General features: G+C 40.8%; 24 protein-coding genes. 13 read left to right on the top strand and 11 right to left on the bottom strand.

Annotated elements, in window-relative coordinates:
- Window positions 1-223: 223 nt before the first annotated feature.
- The 3 genes from H0U71_09225 to H0U71_09235 all read left to right on the top strand — a co-directional run bounded on the left by H0U71_09225 (window position 224) and on the right by H0U71_09235 (window position 2,966).
- Window positions 224-1,825, top strand: coding sequence for an ankyrin repeat domain-containing protein (locus H0U71_09225; protein ID MBA2655227.1), 1,602 nt, complete (start codon window positions 224-226; stop codon window positions 1,823-1,825).
- 322 nt (window positions 1,826-2,147) lie between these two features.
- Complete coding sequence (locus H0U71_09230) at window positions 2,148-2,561, top strand: MarR family transcriptional regulator (protein ID MBA2655228.1); 414 nt, start codon at window positions 2,148-2,150, stop codon at window positions 2,559-2,561.
- Window positions 2,562-2,573: 12 nt separating this feature from the next.
- On the top strand, window positions 2,574-2,966 hold the full coding sequence (locus H0U71_09235; GenBank protein MBA2655229.1) for a DUF1398 family protein: 393 nt from the start codon (window positions 2,574-2,576) through the stop codon (window positions 2,964-2,966).
- Window positions 2,967-3,185: 219 nt separating this feature from the next.
- Here the strand turns inward: H0U71_09235 and H0U71_09240 are convergent, their stop codons facing one another.
- From H0U71_09240 to H0U71_09270, 7 genes are all read right to left on the bottom strand, one after another.
- On the bottom strand, window positions 3,186-3,800 hold the full coding sequence (locus H0U71_09240) for a hypothetical protein (GenBank protein MBA2655230.1): 615 nt from the start codon (window positions 3,798-3,800) through the stop codon (window positions 3,186-3,188).
- A 178-nt stretch (window positions 3,801-3,978) separates the two neighbouring features.
- Window positions 3,979-4,470 carry a hypothetical protein gene (locus H0U71_09245; protein ID MBA2655231.1) on the bottom strand — a complete coding sequence of 164 codons (492 nt, stop codon included), beginning with the start codon at window positions 4,468-4,470 and terminating at the stop codon, window positions 3,979-3,981.
- A gap of 271 nt (window positions 4,471-4,741) precedes the next feature.
- Window positions 4,742-5,446 (bottom strand): cytochrome c1, encoded by a 705-nt coding sequence (locus H0U71_09250; protein ID MBA2655232.1) that lies wholly within the window; start codon window positions 5,444-5,446, stop codon window positions 4,742-4,744.
- Between the two features lie 38 nt (window positions 5,447-5,484).
- The gene (locus H0U71_09255; GenBank protein ID MBA2655233.1) at window positions 5,485-6,729 is read right to left on the bottom strand and encodes a cytochrome b N-terminal domain-containing protein; all 1,245 of its coding nucleotides are present in this window, start codon (window positions 6,727-6,729) and stop codon (window positions 5,485-5,487) included.
- Window positions 6,730-6,736: 7 nt separating this feature from the next.
- Window positions 6,737-7,324: a ubiquinol-cytochrome c reductase iron-sulfur subunit gene (gene petA / locus H0U71_09260; protein ID MBA2655234.1), complete on the bottom strand. Its 588-nt coding sequence runs from the start codon at window positions 7,322-7,324 to the stop codon at window positions 6,737-6,739.
- Window positions 7,325-7,398: 74 nt separating this feature from the next.
- Window positions 7,399-8,697 (bottom strand): adenosylhomocysteinase, encoded by a 1,299-nt coding sequence (locus tag H0U71_09265; protein ID MBA2655235.1) that lies wholly within the window; start codon window positions 8,695-8,697, stop codon window positions 7,399-7,401.
- 1 nt (window position 8,698) lies between these two features.
- Window positions 8,699-9,883, bottom strand: coding sequence for a methionine adenosyltransferase (locus tag H0U71_09270; protein ID MBA2655236.1), 1,185 nt, complete (start codon window positions 9,881-9,883; stop codon window positions 8,699-8,701).
- A 221-nt stretch (window positions 9,884-10,104) separates the two neighbouring features.
- Between H0U71_09270 and H0U71_09275 the strand changes: the two genes are divergently transcribed.
- From H0U71_09275 to htpX, 4 genes are all read left to right on the top strand, one after another.
- Complete coding sequence (locus H0U71_09275) at window positions 10,105-10,371, top strand: accessory factor UbiK family protein (protein ID MBA2655237.1); 267 nt, start codon at window positions 10,105-10,107, stop codon at window positions 10,369-10,371.
- A gap of 93 nt (window positions 10,372-10,464) precedes the next feature.
- Window positions 10,465-11,976, top strand: a complete 1,512-nt coding sequence (locus tag H0U71_09280) for a YifB family Mg chelatase-like AAA ATPase (protein MBA2655238.1) — start codon at window positions 10,465-10,467, stop codon at window positions 11,974-11,976.
- Between the two features lie 98 nt (window positions 11,977-12,074).
- Window positions 12,075-12,656 carry a LemA family protein gene (locus H0U71_09285; protein MBA2655239.1) on the top strand — a complete coding sequence of 194 codons (582 nt, stop codon included), beginning with the start codon at window positions 12,075-12,077 and terminating at the stop codon, window positions 12,654-12,656.
- A gap of 12 nt (window positions 12,657-12,668) precedes the next feature.
- The gene (gene htpX / locus H0U71_09290; GenBank protein ID MBA2655240.1) at window positions 12,669-13,712 is read left to right on the top strand and encodes a zinc metalloprotease HtpX; all 1,044 of its coding nucleotides are present in this window, start codon (window positions 12,669-12,671) and stop codon (window positions 13,710-13,712) included.
- Window positions 13,713-13,739: 27 nt separating this feature from the next.
- Here htpX and H0U71_09295 read toward each other — a convergent pair whose 3' ends face one another.
- Genes H0U71_09295 through H0U71_09310 form a run of 4 tightly spaced genes read right to left on the bottom strand, consistent with a single transcriptional unit; the run spans window position 13,740 to window position 16,937 of the window.
- Window positions 13,740-15,011, bottom strand: a complete 1,272-nt coding sequence (locus H0U71_09295; GenBank protein ID MBA2655241.1) for an amidohydrolase family protein — start codon at window positions 15,009-15,011, stop codon at window positions 13,740-13,742.
- Entirely contained in the window at window positions 15,008-15,931 is a 924-nt protein-coding gene (locus tag H0U71_09300; GenBank protein MBA2655242.1) for an aspartate carbamoyltransferase catalytic subunit, read from the bottom strand. Before H0U71_09300 ends, H0U71_09295 begins: the two co-directional genes overlap by 4 nt.
- A 2-nt stretch (window positions 15,932-15,933) precedes the next feature.
- A complete protein-coding gene (ruvX, locus tag H0U71_09305) occupies window positions 15,934-16,377 on the bottom strand; it encodes a Holliday junction resolvase RuvX (protein ID MBA2655243.1) in 444 nt (147 codons plus the stop codon).
- Window positions 16,377-16,937, bottom strand: coding sequence for a YqgE/AlgH family protein (locus tag H0U71_09310; GenBank protein ID MBA2655244.1), 561 nt, complete (start codon window positions 16,935-16,937; stop codon window positions 16,377-16,379). Before H0U71_09310 ends, ruvX begins: the two co-directional genes overlap by 1 nt.
- Window positions 16,938-17,095: 158 nt before the next feature.
- On the opposite strand from H0U71_09310, the gene H0U71_09315 reads away from it, so the two are divergent.
- The 6 genes from H0U71_09315 (at window position 17,096) to ubiD (ending at window position 23,443) form a co-directional block, all read left to right on the top strand.
- Window positions 17,096-18,652, top strand: a complete 1,557-nt coding sequence (locus tag H0U71_09315) for a phosphoenolpyruvate carboxykinase (protein ID MBA2655245.1) — start codon at window positions 17,096-17,098, stop codon at window positions 18,650-18,652.
- On the top strand, window positions 18,652-19,476 hold the full coding sequence (locus H0U71_09320) for a pyrroline-5-carboxylate reductase (protein MBA2655246.1): 825 nt from the start codon (window positions 18,652-18,654) through the stop codon (window positions 19,474-19,476). Before H0U71_09315 ends, H0U71_09320 begins: the two co-directional genes overlap by 1 nt.
- A 41-nt stretch (window positions 19,477-19,517) precedes the next feature.
- Window positions 19,518-20,075, top strand: a complete 558-nt coding sequence (locus tag H0U71_09325) for a YggT family protein (GenBank protein ID MBA2655247.1) — start codon at window positions 19,518-19,520, stop codon at window positions 20,073-20,075.
- A gap of 97 nt (window positions 20,076-20,172) precedes the next feature.
- Entirely contained in the window at window positions 20,173-20,499 is a 327-nt protein-coding gene (gene trxA / locus H0U71_09330) for a thioredoxin TrxA (GenBank protein ID MBA2655248.1), read from the top strand.
- Between the two features lie 169 nt (window positions 20,500-20,668).
- Window positions 20,669-21,931 carry a transcription termination factor Rho gene (rho, locus tag H0U71_09335; protein MBA2655249.1) on the top strand — a complete coding sequence of 421 codons (1,263 nt, stop codon included), beginning with the start codon at window positions 20,669-20,671 and terminating at the stop codon, window positions 21,929-21,931.
- Window positions 21,932-21,976: 45 nt separating this feature from the next.
- Window positions 21,977-23,443: a 4-hydroxy-3-polyprenylbenzoate decarboxylase gene (gene ubiD / locus H0U71_09340; protein ID MBA2655250.1), complete on the top strand. Its 1,467-nt coding sequence runs from the start codon at window positions 21,977-21,979 to the stop codon at window positions 23,441-23,443.
- The last annotated feature ends 92 nt before the right edge of the window (window positions 23,444-23,535 follow it).

Genomic DNA, 23,535 nt, shown 5'->3' on the forward strand with positions numbered 1-23,535 from the left:
TTTTGTAACCATTCAGCACTAATTTTTGAATTTTGCTCGAACGTTCAGTTTTGCCCTGAATAGTTACTTAATTTTTTCAATTAATATTGAGTTAATTTAATAATGAGAAGATACCTAAACGGGAACATTTTCCTTTTGGCAACGCTAATAACCTTTAATTTTCAGTTAATTTTAGAGGTTACACTGCCATATTCAAATAAATTGGAACAATGGAGACGCTCTTGTGCAAGAAAAATTATTGCTGGAAAATTTACCTAGCGAACTATTATTTTTTATACTTTTCTTAAGTGGCGATTCACGTTATTTCCTTCGTTTTGCTCGATTAAGCACCACCATGAAGTTCAAGATCAATGCAAATAGTAATAATGGACATAATTCATATTGGTTTCAACTTTGTCTACGCGAACGCCTATTACCAATAAATGATGGTACGAAATACAACCCCTCACTGAGTTATAGAACGCTGTATCAAGAAAATGCCGATAAATTTAAGGAACAAAATGCTAAATTGACGAAGGACCAACGAGAGCTATTTCGATGTATAAAAGCTAATGACCTAACGACTATTGCGCGATTAGAAAGCTCTCTACTTGACAATTTAGATGCTTTGAATCACCAAAATCGCACCCCAGTTTATGTAGCTAGCTTATATGGCAGAAATGAGATTTTACATTTTTTCTATGACCAAATATGCACAAAGGTTTTTTCCAATGCAATAAAAGATAGTAATGGTAGAACTAAATTTTATTGGGCATCTGCTTGTAAGATGGTGTCTTATATTACCTCAAATAGTGATTCGGTCATTATTAATAAAGCCAAGGATAATGGTGCAACACCGCTTTTTGTCGCTGCTGAAAATGGCCACCTTGAAGTGGTTCAAATCTTAATTGATGCCGGCGCTAATAAAGAGGCAGCGAATGATCATGGTGCAACACCGATGTTTGTCGCTGCTGAAAATGGCCACGTTGAAGTAGTTCAAACCTTAATTGATGCCGGCGCTAATAAAGAGGCAGCAATTAATCATGGTGTAACACCGATGTTTGTCGCTGCTCAAAATGGCGAGGTTGACGTGGTGCAAATCTTAATTGATGCCGGCGCTAATAAAGAGGCAGCAACTAATCATGGTGTAACACCGATGTTTGTCGCGGCTCTAAATGGCAAGGTTGACGTGGTGCAAATCTTAATTGATGCCGGCGCCAATAAAAACAAAGCTACTCGCCATAAAGAAACCCCACTTTTTGTCGCCGCTCAAAATGGTCATGTTGGAGTGGTTCAAGCCTTAATTAAAGCGGGTGCGAATAAAAATACAGCGGATGATTGTGGTGAGACACCGCTTTTTGTCGCCGCTCAAAATGGCCACCTTGAAGTGGTTCAAGCCCTAATTAAAGCGGGTGCAGATAAAGATATAACTGATGATTATGGCGACACACCCCTCACCATAGCAAAGGCTGAGATGCAACAAAAAGTTTTTGAGTTTCTTGCCATGTGGAATGCATCACAGTTACCTCACAAGAATATTCCGAGAAAAATAATTTCTATATTAGAAGAAAATATTACATTGGACAACATTGCTTTAGCGGCTATAAAAAAAGCTAAAACATGGTTTTTTTCCAATGCCCCCTTAACTTTGTTAATTCGTGAGCTAAATGAAAAAAGCGTTAATCAAAATGACGTTAGCAAAGAAAATCTAATCGCTCTAATCAAGAGCAAAAGAACCATCATCCCTCAGGAGAAATATGACTTTATTTTGAAAAATATTTTTGAGGATACTGATAATCGGCTTGAATTAGATTCACAGAAATCGCTGAGCAGTTTTACTCATTAAAACATTTAGCGTTTAACTGAAGCAAGTTAAATTGTAAAAAAATCTAGCCGCGAAATTGTAGACCATAAGAAAGTCAGTCTCTGAGAGCGACCATTAATTTACATGTAAAAGTCTGTGCTTCGAATGACAAATCTAGATTCTAGCGATTTAATCTGACATTACCAGACTCATTTTTGCCCCCTGTCTAAACGATATCTTCAACATTATCCTTGATAACTGTTTCCTAGTAAACTAATATAGGGAAATAAGAAAGGAGAAATAGATGTCGGGAAAAAAATCAAGCATTAAGGCAAGTCGCTTGAAGGCGCATATTGGATTTTGGATGAGACTGGTTTCTAACAATGTTTCTCATGCCTTTGCTCGCAGGCTTGAATCAAGTGGTGTCACTGTAGCTGAGTGGGTGATCTTGCGTGAGATGCACAGCAAAGAGGCTGTCACTTCACCTGGCCAAATTGCAGATCTCACAGGTCTTACAAGGGGAGCTGTTTCTAAGCTTATTGAGCGTCTTTTGCAGAAAAGTCTTGTCACCCGTGTTGAGGCGATTGGTGATCGTCGTTTTCAGGATATTCAGCTTACAAACGACGCTATCATTCTTGTGCCTAAGCTAGCAGCACTTGCAGATCAGAATGATGAAGAGTTTTTCTCTATTCTTACGAAGGTAGAGAAAAATCAGCTGATTGCAATCTTAAAAAAGGTAGCAACACATCAACAATTAACTAAAGCTCCGATTGATTAGAGGTAAATACAAATGAATGTTGATTTAATAAATGAAGTTATCAAAGGCTCTCTCGAAGGCTCAATGACCTTCCCGCAAGTGGTAGGTAAGCTTCTCAGTGAAGGGATGGAATCTTATCATGTCGATTTAGTTCGTTCAGAGAATCGTTATTACATGCCATCTGGCGAGACACATGTGGAAACTGTACCCTTTAAACATCCAAAAGCTGCGGAGAAATTTTCAAGCGTGTTAGTTAAAACCGCGATAAAAAGTATACAAGCAGGAAAGATAAACTATAAGCAATTTCTGGATCAAATAATGGAAGCTGGGACAGTGTATTACATCACATATCTCACTGGAAAACGTGTAAGCTATTTCGGGCGAGAAGGAGATTTTCACGTCGAGCACTTCCCCAAAAACAAATGAGGATGATCATTTATAGTCGTCAGTACCATTAGCTTGATAATGCCTGGGCGTCTGGACTGATCGAAACTAATTTTAAAAACTGTCGGATCAAGTCCAGATTTTTACAATTTACATTATGGCGCAGTTTTTTCAGCAGGAGGGTTAGACAAGTCATGTGCCTTATCTGTGTGATTCATAGACATCAAAATGCGGGTCATGTTTGACCCGCATTTTTCTAGTTTATTTGAAAAATCCTTTCTTAATTCCCTCGAATTCTGCCCCAGTTTCATGTCCTTTAGGCCCCGACTTTTTGTCCGGATCGACTTTCGGTTGGATTTCACTCTGGTTCAATAATGTTTCAAGATTCGTGATTATAAGCGGATTAGTCTCAATATGCTTTTCAGCAATCATTCCATTTACAAAGAGAACCATGTGCTTTAGATTGTCATTTGTTACTTTACATTGCTTATACAGTGCCCCCATTTTATAACATGAATCCATCAATTGGGCAGATAATTCGGCAGATTGTTTATCCATGGGAGTTGAATCTTGCTCGGGTTGGTTATTATTGTTTGAATCACCTTTAAACATTTTTGTTAAAGAGGCTATTGCAGTATTCAATTCATTTATTCTTGATTCCCCAGATTTTTTATTCCCCCAAAATTCCAAAAGACCTTTATGAGCAGCTTCAATAGAAGCATACCCGAGATTTTTTTCTGCACTTTGTGCGATTTCATTTAATTTCTTGCTGTTGATAGCTATTTTTTTTTCCAAATCTTGTATGATTCCTTCAAGATCAGAAATTGTTTTTACCTTATAAGCATTTCTTATTTGATCTAATGATTCTTTTTGCATTTTAATCTCCAATATTGGTATGTTTGATTTATAAAATTTAACACTTGTGTAAGTCATGTTCCGCAAAAAATTTTAAGCAGCTAATTTAAAATTACAGAAACACATACAACATTAAGTGCAAGCGTAGAATTGGCATTCAAGCTGACAGATACCACGGACTTACGTCCGTGGAGTTCATTTACATTATGGCGCAGTTTTTTTCAGCAGGGGGGTTAATCATGTCATGTGTATTATCGGTACCGTCAATGGCGGAGATGACACTTTCAATCGCTTTCGTTGGGACTATTTTATAATTTGGGTATTGATATCCACTTTCGACTTTAGTTAGACCAAGTTCCTCTAGCTCGGAATTTTCATAACACTCTTCAATTTCGATCTCAACTTTGATATCACTCAGATTAATGCTCTCTTGAAGCTCAACTTCATAGATAAAAGGCTGTTTGAAAGCCCAATTTGCTTCGATAGCAGTATTCATCGCGGTATAGTCTCTTTTAGCACGCGAGTATTTCTTAGCGTCCTCTAATGACTCAAATACCAACATAGTCTTTTTTGCCACCAGGAATTGGAGGATTTGGTGATGCGAATATTCAATTGCTTTAGCATCCTTCAAACCCAAGAAAGCTGATTTAGTTGTTTGAATTGCTTCAGTTGTCACTGCGTATAGGCTCATATTTTTACTCCACAGAAATGTAAGTTATTAACTATTTCATTGTAACTTTAGAATATTAAGTTTTTCTTAGCCTAAATCAGTAACCAGTACCTTTGCATGGCAACCGCATCAAAAACCCCCTTGACAAACATTTGAGGCTTGAGTTTCCCTGGATTTCGCTACACTACATCCAGGCTACTTTGAGGGTGTTTTAACCTGGAGGAAACGAAGTGTAATCAAGGCCTTATTCAGTTTGATGCGGTTGCCATGGTACCTTTGCACTGGACAATTGTTACTTTAGTTGCTTCCAGTAAGATCGTTTTAATAAATATACTAATATGAATAAAACGCCTAAAAAGAGTAAGACCCAAACACCCAGTCTTTCACGAGTATATTTTTTTGGTTCGCTGGCATATACCAAGAAATTAACCAGATCTTTGATCATTGCGTCAAACTCATCGGGAGGCATGCTGCCTGCTTTGCTGAGCGTTAACACCGAATAATAAGGAAGTTTTCGTGTGAATACTGACGCGTCAGAAAATAAATCTGTTTTCTTTGCTATGAGTTGCTGCTCACCTTGCATACCTACGAATGGATTTGGCATATTACTATTATCTAATAGCAAATTATTAAAGCCGGTAGTCTGTTTGGGGTCTTTATAAAAAACATGTAGATAAGTATATAGCCACCGAGCGCCTCGCACTTTCGCGACTAGCGTTAAATCAGGAGGAGCTGCACCAAACCACCATTTTTGATTTTTATCAGGCATTTTATTGGGTGTAATTCCAGCGGCTTTGGCAATACGATCATGCGCTAAATAATCCATGGAATGGCAGACTAAGCATGTTGACGCAAATGTTTTTGCTCCTCGCTGAATACTTTTTACATCATGCGTATTAATGACAGGTTTTTCTAGCTTGATCGGATACTCTTCGGCGATCACATTCAAATTTATCAATAACAGACATGGAATTAATATTCGTTTTATTAATTTCATCGAGTACAAAATCCCTTTTGAGTTTTCATCATCCTACATTAATCCCAATTAAATAATTTTTTCTGCGTCACTCTTTCTGGAGGCAACTTCGTTTTTTCTCTGCGGGTGTAAAATGGCATTAAAAGGAAAAATAGAAAATAAATTACGGTAAATATGCGACTTATCCATACGCCTGTATCATCCACTGGCTGGGTACCAAAATAACCTAATCCGATAAAGCTGATGACAAAGAGAGTTAATGCAATTTTGGATAAAGTCCCCTTATATCGGATTGATTTCACCGGGCTTTTATCTAACCAGGGCAAAACAAATAATACAGCGATGGACGAAGCTAATGCGATTATCCCAAAAAGCTTATTAGGTATTGCACGTAAAATGGCATAAAACGGCGCTAGATACCACGCTGGAGCAATATGCAGCGGTGTTTTTAATGGATTTGAAGGGACATAATTTTCAGGCTCAATAAATAAACCACCAAAGGTTGGAAAATAAAAAATGATGAGCGCACAAATAAAAATAAAGACCACGATACCCACTAAATCTTTTACAACAAAGTAGGGATGAAAGGGAATACCATCAAGGGGCTTACCTGATGCATCTAATTTATCTTTGATCTCTATTCCATCAGGATTATTTGATCCCACTTTTCTAAGCGCCATTAGATGAAATAAAACTACCAACAAAATAATGAGCGGAATGCCGGTTGCATGATAGGAAAAAAAGCGATGCAAGGTTACCGAAGATACCGAGTAGTCTCCAATAAACCAGACCGCTAATGGTCCCCCGATAAACGGAATGGCCATTATTATTGCACTGATTACTCGACTCGCCCAAAATGACATTTGCCCCCAAGGAAGTACATAACCTGTATAAGCCTCGGCCATTAATAAGATATATAAAACGACTCCAATCAACCACAGGAGTTCTCTTGGCTTACGATAAGAGCCATACATAATACAACGATAAATATGCAGATAAATAACCACGAAGAACGCTGAAGCGCCAGTGGAATGCATGTAGCGTATCAACCACCCTAGATTAACATAGCGCATTGTATTCTCTACTGAACTAAAAGCTTCGTTACCGGTAGGGATATAAAACATGCTCATCCAAATTCCAGTGATAATTTGATTGGCGAGCACCAGGAGGGAAAACGCTCCGAAGTAGTACCAAAAATTCAAATTTTTGGGAGCGTAATATTCAGCAAAATTTTTTCTCCAAAATGAGGAGAGTGGAAATCTAGAATCAATCCAATTAAAACCTTGTTTTAATAGCTTTGTCATAAGTTATCTACTTGTTTTTTTCATGATCCACACCCACTAACAACGTCTTGTCATCAACATAGCTGTAGGATGGAACTTCGAGGTTAATTGGCGCAGGGACACCTTTAAAGACACGTCCTGCCATATCGAACTTTGACCCATGACAGCTACAAAAAAAGCCGCCTGGCCATTGCGGTTCTAGAGATTTTGGATCGGGGCGATAGGTAGGAATACATCCAAGATGGGTGCAAATGCCAACGAGCACTAAGATTTCAGGTTTAATGGAACGAAAACGGTTCCGAGCATAAGTAGGCTGTTGCTCAACTTCAGAGGAGGGATCTCTTAGAAGATCTTCATCGTCTTGCAGACTTTCTAAAGCTTCTGGCGTGCGGTGAATAATCCAGATGGGACGTCCGCGCCACATAACGGTAAGTTGCTCACCCGGTTTTAACTTGCTGATATCCACTTTGATGGGGGCACCGGCTTCGGAAACATCTTCGCTGGGTAACATTGAAGCTACGAAGGGAACGGCGGCGGCTAAAACGCCAACCGCTCCCATGGCAGTGGTTGCTTTAATCAAAAAATCACGGCGTTTTTCATCTACTTCATCAACCATAGTTCCCTCTTGGTCTGAATCTTTATTCTTGCCAGAACATCCCTCTGGCAGCTCTGCCCTAAACTACTAAGTGTCTAATAACGGTAATGATCTGATTTGAAGGGTCCATTCACAGACACCCCAATATAGTCTGCCTGCTGAGAGGTCAATTTTGTAAGTTTGGCGTTTAGTTTAGCCAGGTGCAATTCAGCGACTTTTTCATCAAGATGTTTCGGTAGTATATAAACTCCCACTGGGTATTCATTCAGCCACAATTCGATCTGCGCTAACACCTGGTTGCTGAAGGAGGTAGACATTACAAAACTGGGGTGACCCGCCGCACAGCCTAGATTAACTAATCTGCCTTCGGCCAATATAATAATACGTTTTCCATCTGGAAAAATGACATGATCGACTTGTGGCTTAATATTCTCCCAACGATATTGGCGTAATGAGGCAATATCTATTTCGGAATCAAAGTGACCAATGTTACAAACAATGGCTTCATTCTTCATGGTTAGCATATGTTCGTGAGTAATTACATTGACGTTGCCTGTCGCAGTTACAAAAATATCAGCCATGTTAGCGGCATCATCCATTGTCACAACAGCATAACCTTCCATCGCAGCCTGCAGTGCGCAGATAGGATCCACTTCGGTAATCCAAACTTGCGCTCCCAAACCTTTTAAGGCTTGAGCACAACCTTTACCAACTTCCCCATAACCCAGGACTACCGCTTTTTTACCCGCGATCATCACTGAAGTTGCGCGTTTAATCCCATCTACCAGAGATTCTCTACAACCGTATAAATTATCGAATTTTGATTTAGTTACGGAGTCATTCACATTGATTGCAGGAATTTTTAAAATGCTTTTCTTGGCCATTTCATAAAGAATTCGAACACCCGTTGTCGTTTCTTCGGAAACGCCTTTCACCTGGGTCAATAATTCTGGATAGCGCTCATGCATAAGCTGAGTCAAATCCCCACCATCATCCAGTAATAAATTAGGGCGCCATTCATCCGGAGCAATAATCGTTTGCTCAACGCACCACCAGTACTCCTCTTCTGTCTCCCCCTTCCAGGCAAAGACCGGAGTACCCGTCGCTGCAATCGCTGCCGCAGCATGATCTTGGGTGGAAAAAATATTGCAAGAAGACCAACGCACTTCTGCGCCTAGCAGTTGTAATGTTTCAATAAGGACAGCCGTTTGAATAGTCATATGCAGACAGCCTGCAATCCTAGCACCCGAAAGAGGTTTTTTTCCTGCGTATTCTTTACGGATAGCCATTAAGCCAGGCATTTCTGTTTCAGCAATGGCGATTTCACGACGCCCCCAATCTGCTAAATGTATGTCCGCAACTTTATAATCATTTTCTACTGCAGCAATTGTCATATTAGTCTTCCTTTTCACAAACCAAATCTAATTTAGAAGAGGCGTTTTTAAGCAAATCTACTTTATCGGTTTTTTCCCAGGTGAAACGCTCATCATTACGTCCAAAGTGACCATAACTGGCCGTGGCTTGATAGATTGGCTGTAATAAATTTAGCATTTGTATTATACCTGTTGGACGAAGGTCAAAATGCTCTCTGATTAAACGGATAATTTCTGCATTTGCTATTTTTCCAGTACCAAAAGTATTCACATAAATAGAAACAGGGTCTGGAATGCCAATTGCATAAGAAATTTGAATTTCACATCGGTCAGCTAATCCCGCTGCCACAAGATTTTTAGCAATATAACGGCAAGCATATGCAGCTGAGCGATCCACCTTGGAGGGGTCTTTACCCGAAAAACAACCGCCGCCGTGATGCGCCATTCCGCCATAAGTATCCACCATGATTTTACGACCGGTTAAGCCGCAATCACCTAAGGGACCACCGATTACGAAACGACCTGTTGGATTGATATAGTATCTGGTATTTTTAGTAAGAAAATTGGCAGGAAATACGGGTTTAATAATTTCTTCAATTACCCCTTCTTCTAACATTTTCTGATCAATATCAGGGTCATGTTGTGTCGAGAGAACAATAGCATCAACCCCGACCGGACGATGATCAACATATTGAAAAGTGACCTGACTTTTTGCATCGGGTCTTAACCAAGGCAAGGTGCCCTTTTTACGCATTTCTGCCTGTCTTTCCATTAACCGATGCGCAAAATAAATAGCGGCCGGCATATAAACATCGGTTTCATTCGTCGCATAACCAAACATAATGCCTTGATCGCCTGCTCCTAATTGGGAATCATCACGATCAACACCCATTGCGATATCCGTAGACTGCTTACCTATTGCTGTTAATACAGAGCAAGAGTTACCGTCAAAACCTAACTCGGCTTTGTTATAACCTATTTCATTGATGATTTTTCGCGTGAGCTGCTCGATATCTACCCACGCCTTGGTGGTAATTTCGCCAGCCACTAATACCATGCCCGTTTTAACCATGGTTTCGCAGGCAACGCGACAGAATTTATCTTGTTTTAAAATTGCGTCTAATACCCCATCAGATATTTGATCAGCTACTTTATCTGGATGTCCCTCGGATACTGATTCTGATGTAAATAAATAATTACTAGTCATGTTACCTCTGTGCTCTAGTCCATAAGATGATTGGCGGAAAGTTTAACGAGATTTGAAGATTTTGTCGCGAAAAACTTTCGCCAAATCTAGGTGGTATGAGAGCCAAAGATAGAGAGCTCTTAGCCCAGAGACCCTAATTCTATGGCGACGCTTGCAGGATTGACTATGCCCGTCTAATCTCCTAAGTTAGTTCAATTCGTTTCACCTAGTAGGACATTATTATGTTAGATCCTAAATTTTTTGATAACCTTGCCAAACAACTCTCCAGCAAAATACCGACACAAGTTCACGCATTGCGATCGGAAATAGAAAGTAACTTAAAAAACACCCTGCAAGCTATTTTTTCCAAGCTAGATTTAGTGACACGAGAAGAGTTTGATGTTCAGGCAAGGCTATTAGAAAGAGCCCGAGAACGAATTATCGCGCTCGAAGACAAAATCAAAGCGTATGAGAAAGATAAGTCACTCGACAATTCCTCTGAGAAATAAAGGATGACTAAACGCTGGTAATTTTAGCGGTATTGAATCGTGAATGAGTAAGGTCTAAATTTAATTTCTTATTCACTCTATATTAATATCGTTATGACTGTTGCTGTCACACAAAGCCGCGCCTCCATCGGCATTCACGCCCCCATGGTCACCGTTGAGACACATATCTCTAAGGGATTGCCAGGTTTTCATATAGTGGGGCTGCCCGAAACTGCCGTAAAGGAAAGTAAGGAGAGAGTCAGAAGTGCAATTATTACGTCACATTTTGAGTTTCCTTCTCGAAGAATTACGATAAATTTAGCACCGGCCGACTTGCCCAAACAAGGGGGTAGATATGACTTATCTATTGCCCTGGGAATTTTGGCAGCCTCAAGACAAATCCCTCCCGACAAACTCTGTGATTATGAATTTGCTGGTGAATTGGCTCTTTCTGGAGAGCTGCGCCCTATCAAAGGCATATTGCCCCTCGCGATCGGCACGAAAAACGCCGGCCGAAGCTTAATTCTTCCATTTGAAAATGCTGCAGAGGCCCATTTAATTAAAGGAATAAAATTGTTCCCAGCCAGACATCTTTTAGATGTTTGCAGCCATTTCTTAGAGAGGACTATTCTGACGCCACATCCCGCCCTTCCGTACAGCGCTCCGCAAATTAGCTACCACGACTTAAAAGAGGTGCGCGGACAACATCATGCAAAAAGAGCATTAGAAATTGCGGCTGCGGGTCAACACAGCCTCTTGTTAGTGGGCCCCCCCGGCGTCGGCAAAACAATGTTGAGTAATTGTTTACCTGGGCTTCTTCCTCCAATGTCAGAGGAAGAAGCGATTGAACTGGCCGCCATTCAGTCTATATCTGGCATGAGCATAAACTCAACAAACTGGGCTAAGCGGCCCTTCAGAGCACCCCATCATAGCGCGTCTTGTTATGCCTTAATCGGTGGCGGCAATCCTGCCAAACCCGGCGAAATATCGTTAGCTCATCACGGCGTGCTTTTTCTAGATGAATTACCTGAATTTAAACGTCAAGCTCTCGAGGCGTTACGCGAACCCCTTGAAGCAGGATCAATATCCATCTCTAGGGCTAATTTTCAGGTACAATATCCCGCCAAATTTCAGCTTATTGCTGCGATGAATCCTTGCCCTTGCGGTCAATACGGCAACCACAATGCAGACTGTGTTTGTTTGCCCGAGTCGATCAAAAAATATCAAGCTCGCATTTCAGGCCCTCTTATGGACCGGATAGATATTCAAGCCGAATTACAATTACTGCCTTCATCATTATTCATAAACCATGTTAACGAAACGACGTCGAGTCAAATTGTAGCTGAACGAGTTCGATGTGCGAGAGAAATTCAAACCCAGCGGACGGGTAAACCAAATGCTTTATTGCGTAATAAAGAAATTGAGAATTTCTGTGGATTATCACAGCAAGATGAAGTATTTATTGAACGCTATATGCAACAACAAAAAATTTCAGCAAGGGCTTATTACAAAATTCTAAAAATAGCACGTACCATTGCAGATCTAGAACCCTCCCCCTTGATTAAGGGTGAGCATCTAAAAGAAGCTTTTTCTTATAGAGTATTAAAGAATTACCAAAAAATTTAATAAGGCATGCGGCTAAAGGGCGCGCCTTTTTTACAAAGGAGCCACCTTACATTACTATAAGTTTTTAGATACAAAGTAAATCACCTATGGAGACCGCTATGTCACGTGCTGTTGCGATCATATTGTTTATCATTGCCCTCATCTTAGTTTATATCATTGCGACTTATAACCGTCTTATTGCCATGATTGAAGCCATTCGTAATAACCAAAAACAAATCGACATTCAATTAGATCGACGTTACAAAGTGTTTGAATCGCTTATCAATGTGATTCGAAAATATATGGATTATGAAAAAACCACTTTAAAAGATGTCGTCGCATTACGTGCACAAGCACAAACGGCGCATATGCAAGGTGATGAAAAAACACGTATTGAAGCTGAAAACAAAATTTCACAAATTGCGGGTGGCATAAATTTAGTATTTGAGCAATATCCAGACCTTAAAGCTAATCAAAATGCACTACAACTCCAAGAGGAAATCGTCAACACAGAAAATAAATTGGCTTATGCAAAGCAGGCATTAAATGACAGCATTGAACAATACAATGCGAAAAAGAAATCATTTTTTGCCCTTGTAGTGGTTAGCTTGTTTAAGAATAAATTAGATTTTGACTTTCCTTATTGGCAGCTGGATGAAAGCACAGTCAAACAAAGAGAAGCATACACCGTGCAGCTCTAAGTCGAGATTAGAATGGATCAAAAAAGCTTAAACCCTACGACCGCTGACTGGCGTAAGATTATACGATTAAATACACGACGCACCTATTTTGTTATATTTTCTTTCGTCGTAATCTACTTAGGGTTAGGCTTTTTCGTCGACCTCTACCTGGCTGGTAATAAATATCCAAATGTGAACCTCTCACAGCTTTTAAATGCCTTGATTCATTTTGACATTTTCCCCACGGCAACAGTTGTACTCGGCGCACTTGCTGTCATCGCGGTTTGGATTACATTTGCATGGCATGACACCCTGATGCTTCTTGGCACCGATTATCATGAAATTACGCCTGAATCGGCACGTTCTACTCAAGAATTACAACTGTATAATGTGGTAGAGGAAATGAAAATCTCTGCTGGGCTAAAATTTATGCCTAAAGTCTATGTTATTGATGCCGATTATATGAATGCCTTTGCTACGGGATACAGTGAAAAATCTGCCATGGTTACTATTACGCGAGGCTTGCTTACTAAATTAAATCGTGCGGAATTACAGGCAGTAATGGCGCATGAACTTAGTCACATTCGTCACCTCGACATAAAGCTTACCTTGATGGCAGCCATTCTGGCCAACATTACGCTTATCGTTATTGATATTTTATTTCGCGGAGCTTTATATGGCGACGCCAGTCGTAATCGTGATGGGAAAAACAATAATGGCCGATTATTTTTTATAATCATGATACTGCGAATTTTATTACCGATTGTCACCCTGCTATTAATCTTCTATTTAAGTCGTACTCGAGAATACATGGCCGATGCCGGCTGTGTGGAATTAATGCGCGATAATCAGCCCCTGGCCAATGCATTATTAAAAATTCATAATGATCATGTTGATAATAAAGAGCGTTATGCCGCGGATTATAAAAATACACCTCATGAATCAATACGCCGTGAAGCCTATATTTATGATCCTAAACAAGCTGGCATATCCAACATGCAATCTATTTCAGACTTATTCTCAACCCATCCAAGTATTAATAAGCGCTTAGCGGCTTTAGGGTTTAAAAAAAAATAGTACTAGGCGAATAATGTAATAGAAGAATTATGCGCTCGCTTGATAAACGATGCGTCCATCCACAATTGTGTATTTGATTTTTCCTTGCAATTCACCTGCAGCAAAGGGATTATTTGTACCGTACCTTTGTAATTCCTGCTCCGATAATACCCACGTTTGGTTAGGATCAAAAATCGTAATATTGGCAGAAGTATCCACCGTTAAATGTCCTGCATCTATTCCTAAAATGGCCGCAGGAGCTGAAGTGATGAACTCTATCACATTCAATAATGAGATACTTTCTTCTCGTGCTAAGCGTAAGGCCAGCGGTAATAGTAATGGCCAAGATGCAATGCCTGGTTCTGAATCTTGGAAAGGGACCTGCTTAACTTGCTTGCTCAAATTAATCTGGTCTGACGTTATCGCTTCTATGTGACCCTCTTTGATTGCTTTGCGCAAACTATTTAAATCTGATGTGCTACGGAAAGGAGGTTGTACGTGGCAAAGACCATTCTCTAATCGCACTTCATTTTCAGTTAGATATAATTGATGAATAGCCACATCACTTGTAATAGGCAGTTTTTTATTCGCAGCAATAAGTAATTCCACGGACTTCGCTGCGGAAATGCGACCAAAGTGCGCCTTGATTTCTGTTGCTTCGATTAATAACAACTCCTTCGCTAAGGCAATTGTTTCAGCAAGGACAGGAATACCAGCAACACCAATACGTGCACTAACCGCTCCCTCGTGCATAAACCCTTGTTGACTCAAATAATAGTCATTGGGAGTAATGAAGATCTTTAAATCGAGCATTGCAGCATAATCATAACAACGCCGACTGACTAATGTATTGCTTGAATTGAGAGTGCCGGGCGTAAAACCAATACAGCCGGCGTCCTTAAGTAAACTCAATTCACTGAGTCGTTGACCTTGTTGATCCTGAGTCAAACTGCCAATAAAATAAGGCTTCGCTAGCTTACTGCCCGATAACTGGTTTAAATATTTAATCTCTTGGGGCGAGAAACTACGCTCCTTAATGAAGGCATTAGTTGCAAAATGAGTGATTCCAGCTTCTAGGGCGAGCCTAAGATTCTGGGTAAAAGTGTTTTCCCACCGCGCGCCCTTGGTGACATTTGCATTTAAGTCCACCAATCCTGGGCAGACAATATAATTTTTTGCATCAATAACATGATCTGGTTTAAACCCGTCCAAGTTAGCTGCTCGGGCTATAATGCGCCCGTCTTGAATATAAACATTGGTGTTTTCATCTACTTGATTCTTAGGGTCAATAACTCGCGCGTTTAAAATCGCTATTTTCATAGTGTTACCTTCGGGTTCAATAACACAGTCATTGCAGCCATTCGCACAGCCACACCGAATGAAACTTGTTTCAGGATTATGGAATGGGGACCATCTGCAACAGTAGAACTAATTTCAACCTCGCGATTGATGGGTCCGGGGTGCATGACAATTACATCTGGCTTGGCTAATTTTATTGTAGACTCATCAATTCCATATAAATAACGATACTCGGTTTCACTTGGAAGATAGACACTCGTCATCCGTTCTTTTTGTAATCGCAACACCACAATAACATCTGCATTTTTAATTCCGTCATCTAACTTATAAAATACATTCACTCCAAGATTTTCAATTTCTTTGGGCATCAATGTTTTCGGACCTACTAGACATACCTCTGCTGTGCCCAAGGTATTTAGTCCGTGGATGAGTGACCTCGCCACTCGAGAATGCAAAATATCGCCTACGATTGCTACCTTAAGTCCCGCAAAATGTTTCTTATACTGTTGAATGGCAAATATATCTAATAAGCCCTGAGAAGGATGTTCATGACACCCATCTCCTGCATTAAGAATTGAGGCCTTTGTTTTAAGATTATTTGCTAAAAATTCTGCAGCGCCACTGCTTTGATGGCGAATGATAAATAAATTTGCATCCATCGCACTTAAATTATCAATAGTATCTAAAAGACTTTCACCTTTTTTAGCCGATGAGGTTTCAGCATTAAAATTAATGACATTTGCACCTAAGTGATTGGCCGCAATTTCAAAACTACTGCGCGTGCGCGTACTGTTTTCATAAAATAAATTGACTACTGTTTTACCCGCAAGGATGTTTTTATTTGCTGGAGCATTGGGTAACTCAAAAAAATGTGCGGAATATTTTAATATTAGTTCGATTTGATCTTGTGTAAGCGACTCCAAATCAAGAAGATGCTTCATACCTATTCCTTGCGATCTTTAATATTTGATCTCATCCAGGCTTCTAACATCAACTTCGCAGCAAAGCTATCGACCGATATCTGCTTTAATGCTTTATAGCCTCCAAGTTCAAACAATTGCTGCCGCGCCTCTAGCGTCGTTAGTCTTTCATCTATTTCGTGGACGGGAAGGTTAAACTGATTGTTTAATTCTTTGGCGAATCTTTTTGCTTTAAAGGTAACTGATTGGGAACTGGAGTCCATGTTTAAAGGAATGCCCACGATAAAACCAGCGGGGTGCCATTCGTCAATCAAAGCTGATATCCGACTCCAATCGGGCAAGCCTTTATTCACAGATAAACAATTTATTGGATTCGCTGTCATAGTAATGGTTTGGCCCACTGCAACCCCCATTTTTTTAGTTCCGAAATCAAAAGCAATGAAGGTGAGACTTCTCTCCTCTGCCACTAACCATGTCCAACATCGGAAGACAGCCGGTCAAAATCCACTCCCAATTGCATAGCGGAGGCTTTCCATCTTTCCTTGTATGGAAGCTGAAACAAAATTTCAGGATTCACATCAGAAACCATCCAAGCGTTATCAGTAATTTCTTGCTCGATTTGGCCCTCTTTCCAGGCAGAGTAGCCTAGGCAAACCAGAATATTATCGGGCTTCGATTCAACTATATTTTGGAGTACTTCTTTAGAAGCGGAAACAGTAATCTTCTTCTCTTCATCTATAACATCTCCTGGGCAAAGCTCGGGATGGGTATGAATGATAAAACCTTGTTCGGAAGCCACCGGGCCTCCCAACATCACTTTGTTTTCATCCAGCTCTGAGTTGGTCAAAGGGATATTTAAATGTTGTAGTATCTCCCCTAAGGAGATATCGAGGGGTTTATTGACGATCAAACCCATTGCACCCTTATCGGAATGTTCAAACAATAAAATGACAGTTTGATGAAAATAAGGGTCGTTTAGCGTTGGCATTGCGATTAGGAAGCGATTTTTAAATGTTTCTGTGGCCATCTTAAATCTTCTCAATTTAGCTTTATCTTCGTAAACCATTATGATGATGATGATTACCCATAACAGTTACATCAAATGTTTATATAGTCTATACCATGAAGTGTCAATTTCTGTAATAATTCATCAACTTTAATCCCACGCACTCGAGGAGAATTTTGATGAATGATGTCACTACCTTAGGCCGTAACGTCGATCTTCCTGCCGCTGAATTAGTTGATAAAGCAATACTCCGTGAAGAAGGCGTCCTCAGTGCCAATGAAGCACTTACAGTTAATACCGGCGCTAGAACAGGACGCTCACCTCGAGATCGTTTCATCGTTAAAGATGCTGAAACCACAAACAGCGTGGACTGGAACAATATCAATCAACCCTTTGAAAGGGCAAATTTTGATCGTCTTTGGGCCAGCGCTTCTGACTTTTTAGAAGACAAAGAACACTTCGTTTCACATTTGTGGGTGGGCGCTGAGCCTACTTATGCCTTGCCAGTCACGGTCATAACAGAACTGGCTTGGCATAATTTATTTGCTCAAAATTTGTTCATTCGTGAAGCGATGGGGGAATGGTCAGAAGGAAAAAACTGGACCGTTTTAAATGTCCCCAGTTTTAATGCTGAACCTCAACGCGATCATACTAATAGCGAGGCAGCGGTCATCTTAGACATGACTCAAAAACGAATTCTTATTTGCGGGACGCTGTACGCGGGTGAGATGAAGAAGGCCATGTTCTCCGTTTTAAATTACATCCTGCCCGCCTATGATGTGCTGCCCATGCACTGCGCAGCTAATAAAGGGCAACAACAAGATGATGTGGCCTTATTTTTTGGGCTATCAGGCACAGGCAAAACCACCTTATCTGCAGATCCTGAGCGTTATTTAATTGGGGATGATGAGCACGGATGGAGCAAGGAAGGCGTTTTCAATTTTGAAGGGGGTTGTTACGCCAAATGTATCAACTTGTCGCAGGAAAATGAGCCCGTAATCTGGAATGCAATTCGTTATGGCACCATCATGGAGAATGTCACCCTCCATCCAGAAACAGGCGAACCGCTCTATGCAGATGATAGCTTAACCCAAAATACGAGAGCGGCTTATCCGCGCGAGTTCATCCCTTTACGTGTCCCTGAAAACCGGGCCGGCAAACCCAAGGCGGTTATCTTTTTGACCTGTGATTTATATGGCGTCCTCCCTCCCGTTTCTTTGCTAACTAAGGAACAAGCGGCCTATCATTTTTTAAGCGGTTACACAGCCCATGTCGGTAGCACCGAAGTAGGCAGCGCCTCAGGAGTTGCCCCCACTTTTAGTACTTGTTTTGGCGCACCCTTTTTTCCACGTCCAGCTCAAGTCTATGCAAATTTGTTAATGAAAAGAGTTGAAGAAACAGGCAGTCAAGTTTACTTAGTAAATACAGGCTGGACCGGAGGAGCTTTCGGCAAAGGCGGTAAGCGATTCTCCATCCCGACCACGCGTAGCATTATCCGTGCCATTTTATCTGGAGAACTTAGAGATACACCGACTGAAGTATTATCTGGTTTTGATCTTCGAATACCTACCCGCGTCGAGGATATAGACCCCCAAATTCTAAATCCAAAAAATACCTGGGCTGACTCCGAAAACTTCGAAACGGAAAAACAAAACTTAATAGAAAAGTTTGTGAATAATTTTAAGAAGTTCAAAGTAAGCGATGAAATACTGAACGCTGGCCCGGATTTAAAATGATGAAACATCCTAGCATTGCTTTCATTGGCGCAGGCAATATGGCCAGCAGCCTCATAGGTGGCTTAATTGCGGATCGATATCCAGCAAATAAAATCTGGGCCTCTAATCCTAAGCAAGATGAGTTAAGTCAGTTGCAGGAATGTTTTGAAATTCATGTGACACCGGATAATAGAGAGGCAGCCAATGCTTGCGATATATTGGTTTTGGCAGTGAAACCGTCACTGCTCAAATCGGTTATTTTAGAAATAAGCGACATTCTTCGTGAACGAAAACCTTTAATTATTTCAATTGTTACGGGAATCCGTTCCGAGACCATCATGAAATGGGCAGAATGTAATACGCTGAGTATCGTTCGATGTATGCCTAATACTCCGGCCTTACTACGTTGTGGCACCACTGGATTGTGCCCTAACGCTTACGTTTCTGAGGAAGAACAAACTACTGCGGAATCTATTTTACGCTCAGTGGGCGTGACCGTTTGGTTTGATGACGAACAAGATCTAGATGTCGTCACGGCCCTCTCCGGCTCGGGGCCCGCCTACTTTTTTTTAGTAATGGAGGCGATGATAGAGACCGCAACTGCCTTGGGACTCGACCCTGAACAGGCTCAACTCTTGACTGTTAATACTGCAATTGGTGCGGCACGTATGGCATTAGAAAGCGGTAAAGCTGTGCATGTTTTACGAGAACAAGTCACCTCCCCCGGAGGAACAACTGAACAAGCCATTGGTGTGCTCGAGTCCGGTGGTATTAGGGATTTGTTTGCTCGAGCCTTAATTGCCGCAAAAAATAAAGCCTCTGAAATGTCTCAATTACTGGAATAAATAATTTGGAATCGCAGCTGCTCAATTTTATTAGAACACTCATGGATTTCTTGGTTACCATTTCATTTGATTTGATAATTTTTGTCATAATTTTTCATTTTCTACTAGAGTTAATGGGAACACATTACCACCATCCGGTGAGGCAACTTATTCTTCGATATACTCGGCCCTTGCTGGATCCTCTTCATAAAATTTTCCCTAACTATCGAAATATAGATCTTGGATTACTATTCTTATTATTTTTGTTAGAAAATATTAAGCTGCTATTACTACTGTTATTAACCTGGCAATTTCCAAATCTAGCTTTATTGTTTCTGTGGAGCATATTTCTGCTCATCAATACTTTTATTAATTTTTATTTCTTTGCGGTTTTATTTCGTTTACTCATCAGTTGGGTGATCCCAATTTATTCTAATCATCCAGCCACCCAATTATTATTCTTATTTACTGAGCCTCTTCTTAAACCTATTAGGCGGCGACTTCCTACAATTAAAGGCTTTGACTGGACCCCTATAATCGTTATTATTGGGTTGAAAATTTTGACTATGCTTGTAACGTATACATTAATGCTCCTAAATGCTCCCGCCATCATATTGTGACTAAATGAAAAATCTGCTCACAAAAATGGCATCATCGCTTGAAATTTTTATTTGCGGCACATATTCTTATGTTCTCGCTAACAACTGAGGAACCTTTATGTCAGAAAACACTCACGCAGTGACCGATCAAAGTTTTGAGAAGGACATTTTAAAATCAGATGTTCCTGTACTCGTTGATTTTTGGGCAGAGTGGTGCGGACCTTGCAAGATGATCGGCCCGATCCTTGAAGAAATAGCGAAAGAAAGAAAGGGACATTTGATCGTAGCTAAAATCAATATTGATGAAAATGCTGAAGCGCCTGTTAAATACGGTGTTTTGGGCATTCCAACCCTTATTCTTTTTAAAAGCGGCAAGGTTGAGGCAACAAAAGTAGGTGCGCTCACCAAATCACAGCTAAATGCTTTCTTAGACGAACATTTATAATTAGCCGCAGGGCTTTGTAACATAGGTTGCAAAAGATTTATAATGTGTCTAGAATTGCTGAGTCTTCAATTTACCACCTTCCAGTGAGTTCCCTTTTAATGGTTTTTCTGGGCACCCCCCCTCTGAGTAAGGTCATGTATTTTAATAATCCAACCAAAAGTAAATAACTATGCATATAAATGAACTAAAGAAAAAGTCTGCTGCTGAACTTCTGACGATGACAAAGGAAATGAGCATCTTAGATATGGGACGGGCAACAAATTCTGCCATGATCGTCGCATTAATGAGCGAATACGCTAAACGCAATGTCGAAGTGCATGGCGATGGTGTCCTTGAAATTCTTTCAGATGGTTATGGATTTTTGCGTTCACCCGAAAGCTCTTTTATGCCTGCTCAAGATGACATTTATGTCTCTCCTAGCCAAATTCGAAAGTTTGGCTTACGTACCGGCGATATGGTGTCAGGAAAAATACGGCCCCCGAAAGAAGGCGAGCGTTATTTTGCATTGCTACAAGTTAAAGACATTAATTTTGATACACCAGACAAGGCTAAAGATAAGATTCTCTTCGAAAACTTAACGCCATTATTCCCCAACGACCGTATTGTTATGCAGCGCGGCAATGGCAGTACCGAAGATATTACCGCTAGAGTTATTGATTTAGTTTCTCCCATTGGTAAAGGTCAACGCGGCCTGATTGTTTCACCTCCTAAAGCAGGTAAAACAATGATGCTACAAAACATCGCCCAATCAATTACCATGAACCATCCCGAATGCTACCTAATTGTGTTGCTCATCGATGAACGACCAGAAGAAGTAACTGAAATGGAGCGCTCTGTTAAGGGTGAAGTTATTGCGAGCACGTTCGATGAACCTGCGACACGCCACGTTCAAGTTTCCGAAATGGTCATTGAAAAAGCTAAACGTTTGGTAGAACATAAACATGACGTTGTTATTCTGCTCGATTCCATCACCCGATTAGCACGTGCTTACAATACTGTCATCCCTGCATCAGGAAAGGTATTAACCGGGGGCGTTGACGCTAATGCATTGCAAAGACCCAAACGATTTTTTGGTGCAGCGCGAAATGTTGAAGGCGGCGGCAGTCTCACGATCATTGCTACCGCATTAGTAGAGACTGGCTCAAAAATGGATGATGTTATTTACGAAGAATTTAAAGGCACAGGGAATATGGAATTACATCTTTCCCGCGAAATCTCCGAAAAACGTGTGTTTCCTGCTATCGATATCAATCGGTCTGGAACCCGACGTGAAGAACTCATCACGAAGCCTGATGAACTTCAAAAAATGTGGATACTGCGTAAAATTCTGCATTCTATGGATAAAGTTGCCGCTATTGAATTCTTAATCGATAGACTTAAAGGACGCAAAACTAACGAAGAATTCTTTGAAGATATGAAAGGCAAAGGCTAGGCTCTACTCATACTAGCGCAGTAGCTCAAGCACGAGGTCTCTTGCATGCAGTACCAAGATTTACGTGATTTTTTACGAATTTTAGAGCAACAACAAAAACTGAAGCGCATTAGTCTTGAAGTTGATCCTCGATTCGAAATGACCGAGATTAGTGATAGAGTATTACGCCAGCAGGGTCCCGCCTTACTTTTTGAAAATCCCAAAAACAATAAGGTGCCTGTACTCACTAACTTATTTGGCACAGTTGATCGCATAGCGTTAGCCATGGGCCAAAAAGATACCCATGATTTACGTGAATTAGGCAAATTGTTAGCGTTTCTAAAAGAACCTGAGCCCCCTAAAGGCCTTAGAGATGCCTGGTCTAAAATTCCTATTTTTAAGCAGATTTTAAATTTAAATCCTAAGATACTTAAAAAGGGCAGCTGCCAACAAAACATCTTACTGCAGAACGAGGTAGACCTTACTCAGTTACCCATACAAACCTGCTGGCCTGAAGACATAGCCCCGCTTATTACCTGGGGGTTGGTCGTCACCAAGGGGCCGCATCACGCACGTCTTAACCTTGGCATCTACCGTCAACAACTTCTCGCAAAAAATAAACTGTTGATGCGGTGGCTACCCCACAGGGGAGGCGCTCTCGATTTTAAAATGTGGCAATCTGCCCATAAAGGTCAACGATTTCCCGTCGTTGTCGTGATCGGAGCAGACCCCGCAACCATGCTGGCAGCAGTAACTCCTATTCCTGATACGCTCTCTGAATATGCATTTGCAGGATTACTTCGTGGCGCTAAAACAGAATTGGTCCCGTCAACGCTTCATCCTGAACTATTAGTACCCGCGCAAGCTGAAATTATCTTGGAAGGCTTTATCGAACCGGATGAACTCGGCGATGAAGGTCCGTATGGGGACCACACAGGATATTATAATGAAATAGAAAAATTTCCCGTGTTCACGGTTGAATGTATGTCATTTCGTGATAATCCTATTTATCAAAGCACGTATACTGGTCGTCCTCCTGACGAACCTGCGATATTAGGCCTAGCCCTGAATGAACTATTTGTTCCTTTATTACAAAAACAATTTTCAGAAATTGTGGATTTTTATTTGCCCCCCGAAGGATGTTCTTATCGTTTTGCAGTAGTCAGTATCCGCAAACAATATCCAGGCCACGCTAAACGGATCATGTTTGCCATTTGGTCTTTTCTGCGACAATTTATGTATACCAAATTTATTATAGTGGTGGATGAAGACATCGACGCACGTAATTGGCAGGAAGTCATTTGGGCAATGTCGACTCGGATGGATCCTGCACGAGATACTGCAATCATTGAAAATACCCCGATAGATTACCTCGATTTTGCCTCTCCCGTATCTGGACTAGGCTCAAAAATGGGTTTTGATGCCACGAATAAATGGCCCGGAGAAACTCATCGCGAATGGGGGCGACCAATTGCAATGTCTGCTGAAATCAAAAGTAAAATTGATCTTATGTGGAATGAGCTTAAACTTTGAATGAGGCGGCGGTTTTAAAATATAATGTAGCGAGCCTTCACAGACTCACCGCTACTCATATTCAGCTACTGATCACCCCTGATGATGCACCC

This window comes from Gammaproteobacteria bacterium (assembly GCA_013697705.1).
Taxonomy (GTDB): domain Bacteria; phylum Pseudomonadota; class Gammaproteobacteria; order UBA6002; family UBA6002; genus UBA6002.

Excerpts from the sequence above, each read along its gene's own strand:
- H0U71_09325 (MBA2655247.1), top strand. The coding sequence starts at position 19,518 with ATGGATTTCTTGGTTACCATTTCATTTGATTTGATAATTTTTGTCATA.
- ubiD (MBA2655250.1), top strand. The coding sequence starts at position 21,977 with ATGCAGTACCAAGATTTACGTGATTTTTTACGAATTTTAGAGCAACAA.
- rho (MBA2655249.1), top strand. The coding sequence starts at position 20,669 with ATGCATATAAATGAACTAAAGAAAAAGTCTGCTGCTGAACTTCTGACG.
- H0U71_09315 (MBA2655245.1), top strand. The coding sequence starts at position 17,096 with ATGAATGATGTCACTACCTTAGGCCGTAACGTCGATCTTCCTGCCGCT.
- H0U71_09240 (MBA2655230.1), bottom strand. The coding sequence starts at position 3,800 with ATGCAAAAAGAATCATTAGATCAAATAAGAAATGCTTATAAGGTAAAA.
- petA (MBA2655234.1), bottom strand. The coding sequence starts at position 7,324 with ATGGTTGATGAAGTAGATGAAAAACGCCGTGATTTTTTGATTAAAGCA.
- H0U71_09255 (MBA2655233.1), bottom strand. The coding sequence starts at position 6,729 with ATGACAAAGCTATTAAAACAAGGTTTTAATTGGATTGATTCTAGATTT.
- trxA (MBA2655248.1), top strand. The coding sequence starts at position 20,173 with ATGTCAGAAAACACTCACGCAGTGACCGATCAAAGTTTTGAGAAGGAC.
- H0U71_09265 (MBA2655235.1), bottom strand. The coding sequence starts at position 8,697 with ATGACAATTGCTGCAGTAGAAAATGATTATAAAGTTGCGGACATACAT.
- H0U71_09230 (MBA2655228.1), top strand. The coding sequence starts at position 2,148 with ATGAGACTGGTTTCTAACAATGTTTCTCATGCCTTTGCTCGCAGGCTT.
- H0U71_09250 (MBA2655232.1), bottom strand. The coding sequence starts at position 5,446 with ATGAAATTAATAAAACGAATATTAATTCCATGTCTGTTATTGATAAAT.
- H0U71_09235 (MBA2655229.1), top strand. The coding sequence starts at position 2,574 with ATGAATGTTGATTTAATAAATGAAGTTATCAAAGGCTCTCTCGAAGGC.
- H0U71_09295 (MBA2655241.1), bottom strand. The coding sequence starts at position 15,011 with ATGAAAATAGCGATTTTAAACGCGCGAGTTATTGACCCTAAGAATCAA.
- htpX (MBA2655240.1), top strand. The coding sequence starts at position 12,669 with ATGGATCAAAAAAGCTTAAACCCTACGACCGCTGACTGGCGTAAGATT.
- H0U71_09275 (MBA2655237.1), top strand. The coding sequence starts at position 10,105 with ATGTTAGATCCTAAATTTTTTGATAACCTTGCCAAACAACTCTCCAGC.
- H0U71_09245 (MBA2655231.1), bottom strand. The coding sequence starts at position 4,470 with ATGAGCCTATACGCAGTGACAACTGAAGCAATTCAAACAACTAAATCA.
- H0U71_09280 (MBA2655238.1), top strand. The coding sequence starts at position 10,465 with ATGACTGTTGCTGTCACACAAAGCCGCGCCTCCATCGGCATTCACGCC.
- H0U71_09285 (MBA2655239.1), top strand. The coding sequence starts at position 12,075 with ATGTCACGTGCTGTTGCGATCATATTGTTTATCATTGCCCTCATCTTA.
- H0U71_09310 (MBA2655244.1), bottom strand. The coding sequence starts at position 16,937 with ATGGCCACAGAAACATTTAAAAATCGCTTCCTAATCGCAATGCCAACG.
- H0U71_09300 (MBA2655242.1), bottom strand. The coding sequence starts at position 15,931 with ATGAAGCATCTTCTTGATTTGGAGTCGCTTACACAAGATCAAATCGAA.
- H0U71_09320 (MBA2655246.1), top strand. The coding sequence starts at position 18,652 with ATGAAACATCCTAGCATTGCTTTCATTGGCGCAGGCAATATGGCCAGC.
- H0U71_09270 (MBA2655236.1), bottom strand. The coding sequence starts at position 9,883 with ATGACTAGTAATTATTTATTTACATCAGAATCAGTATCCGAGGGACAT.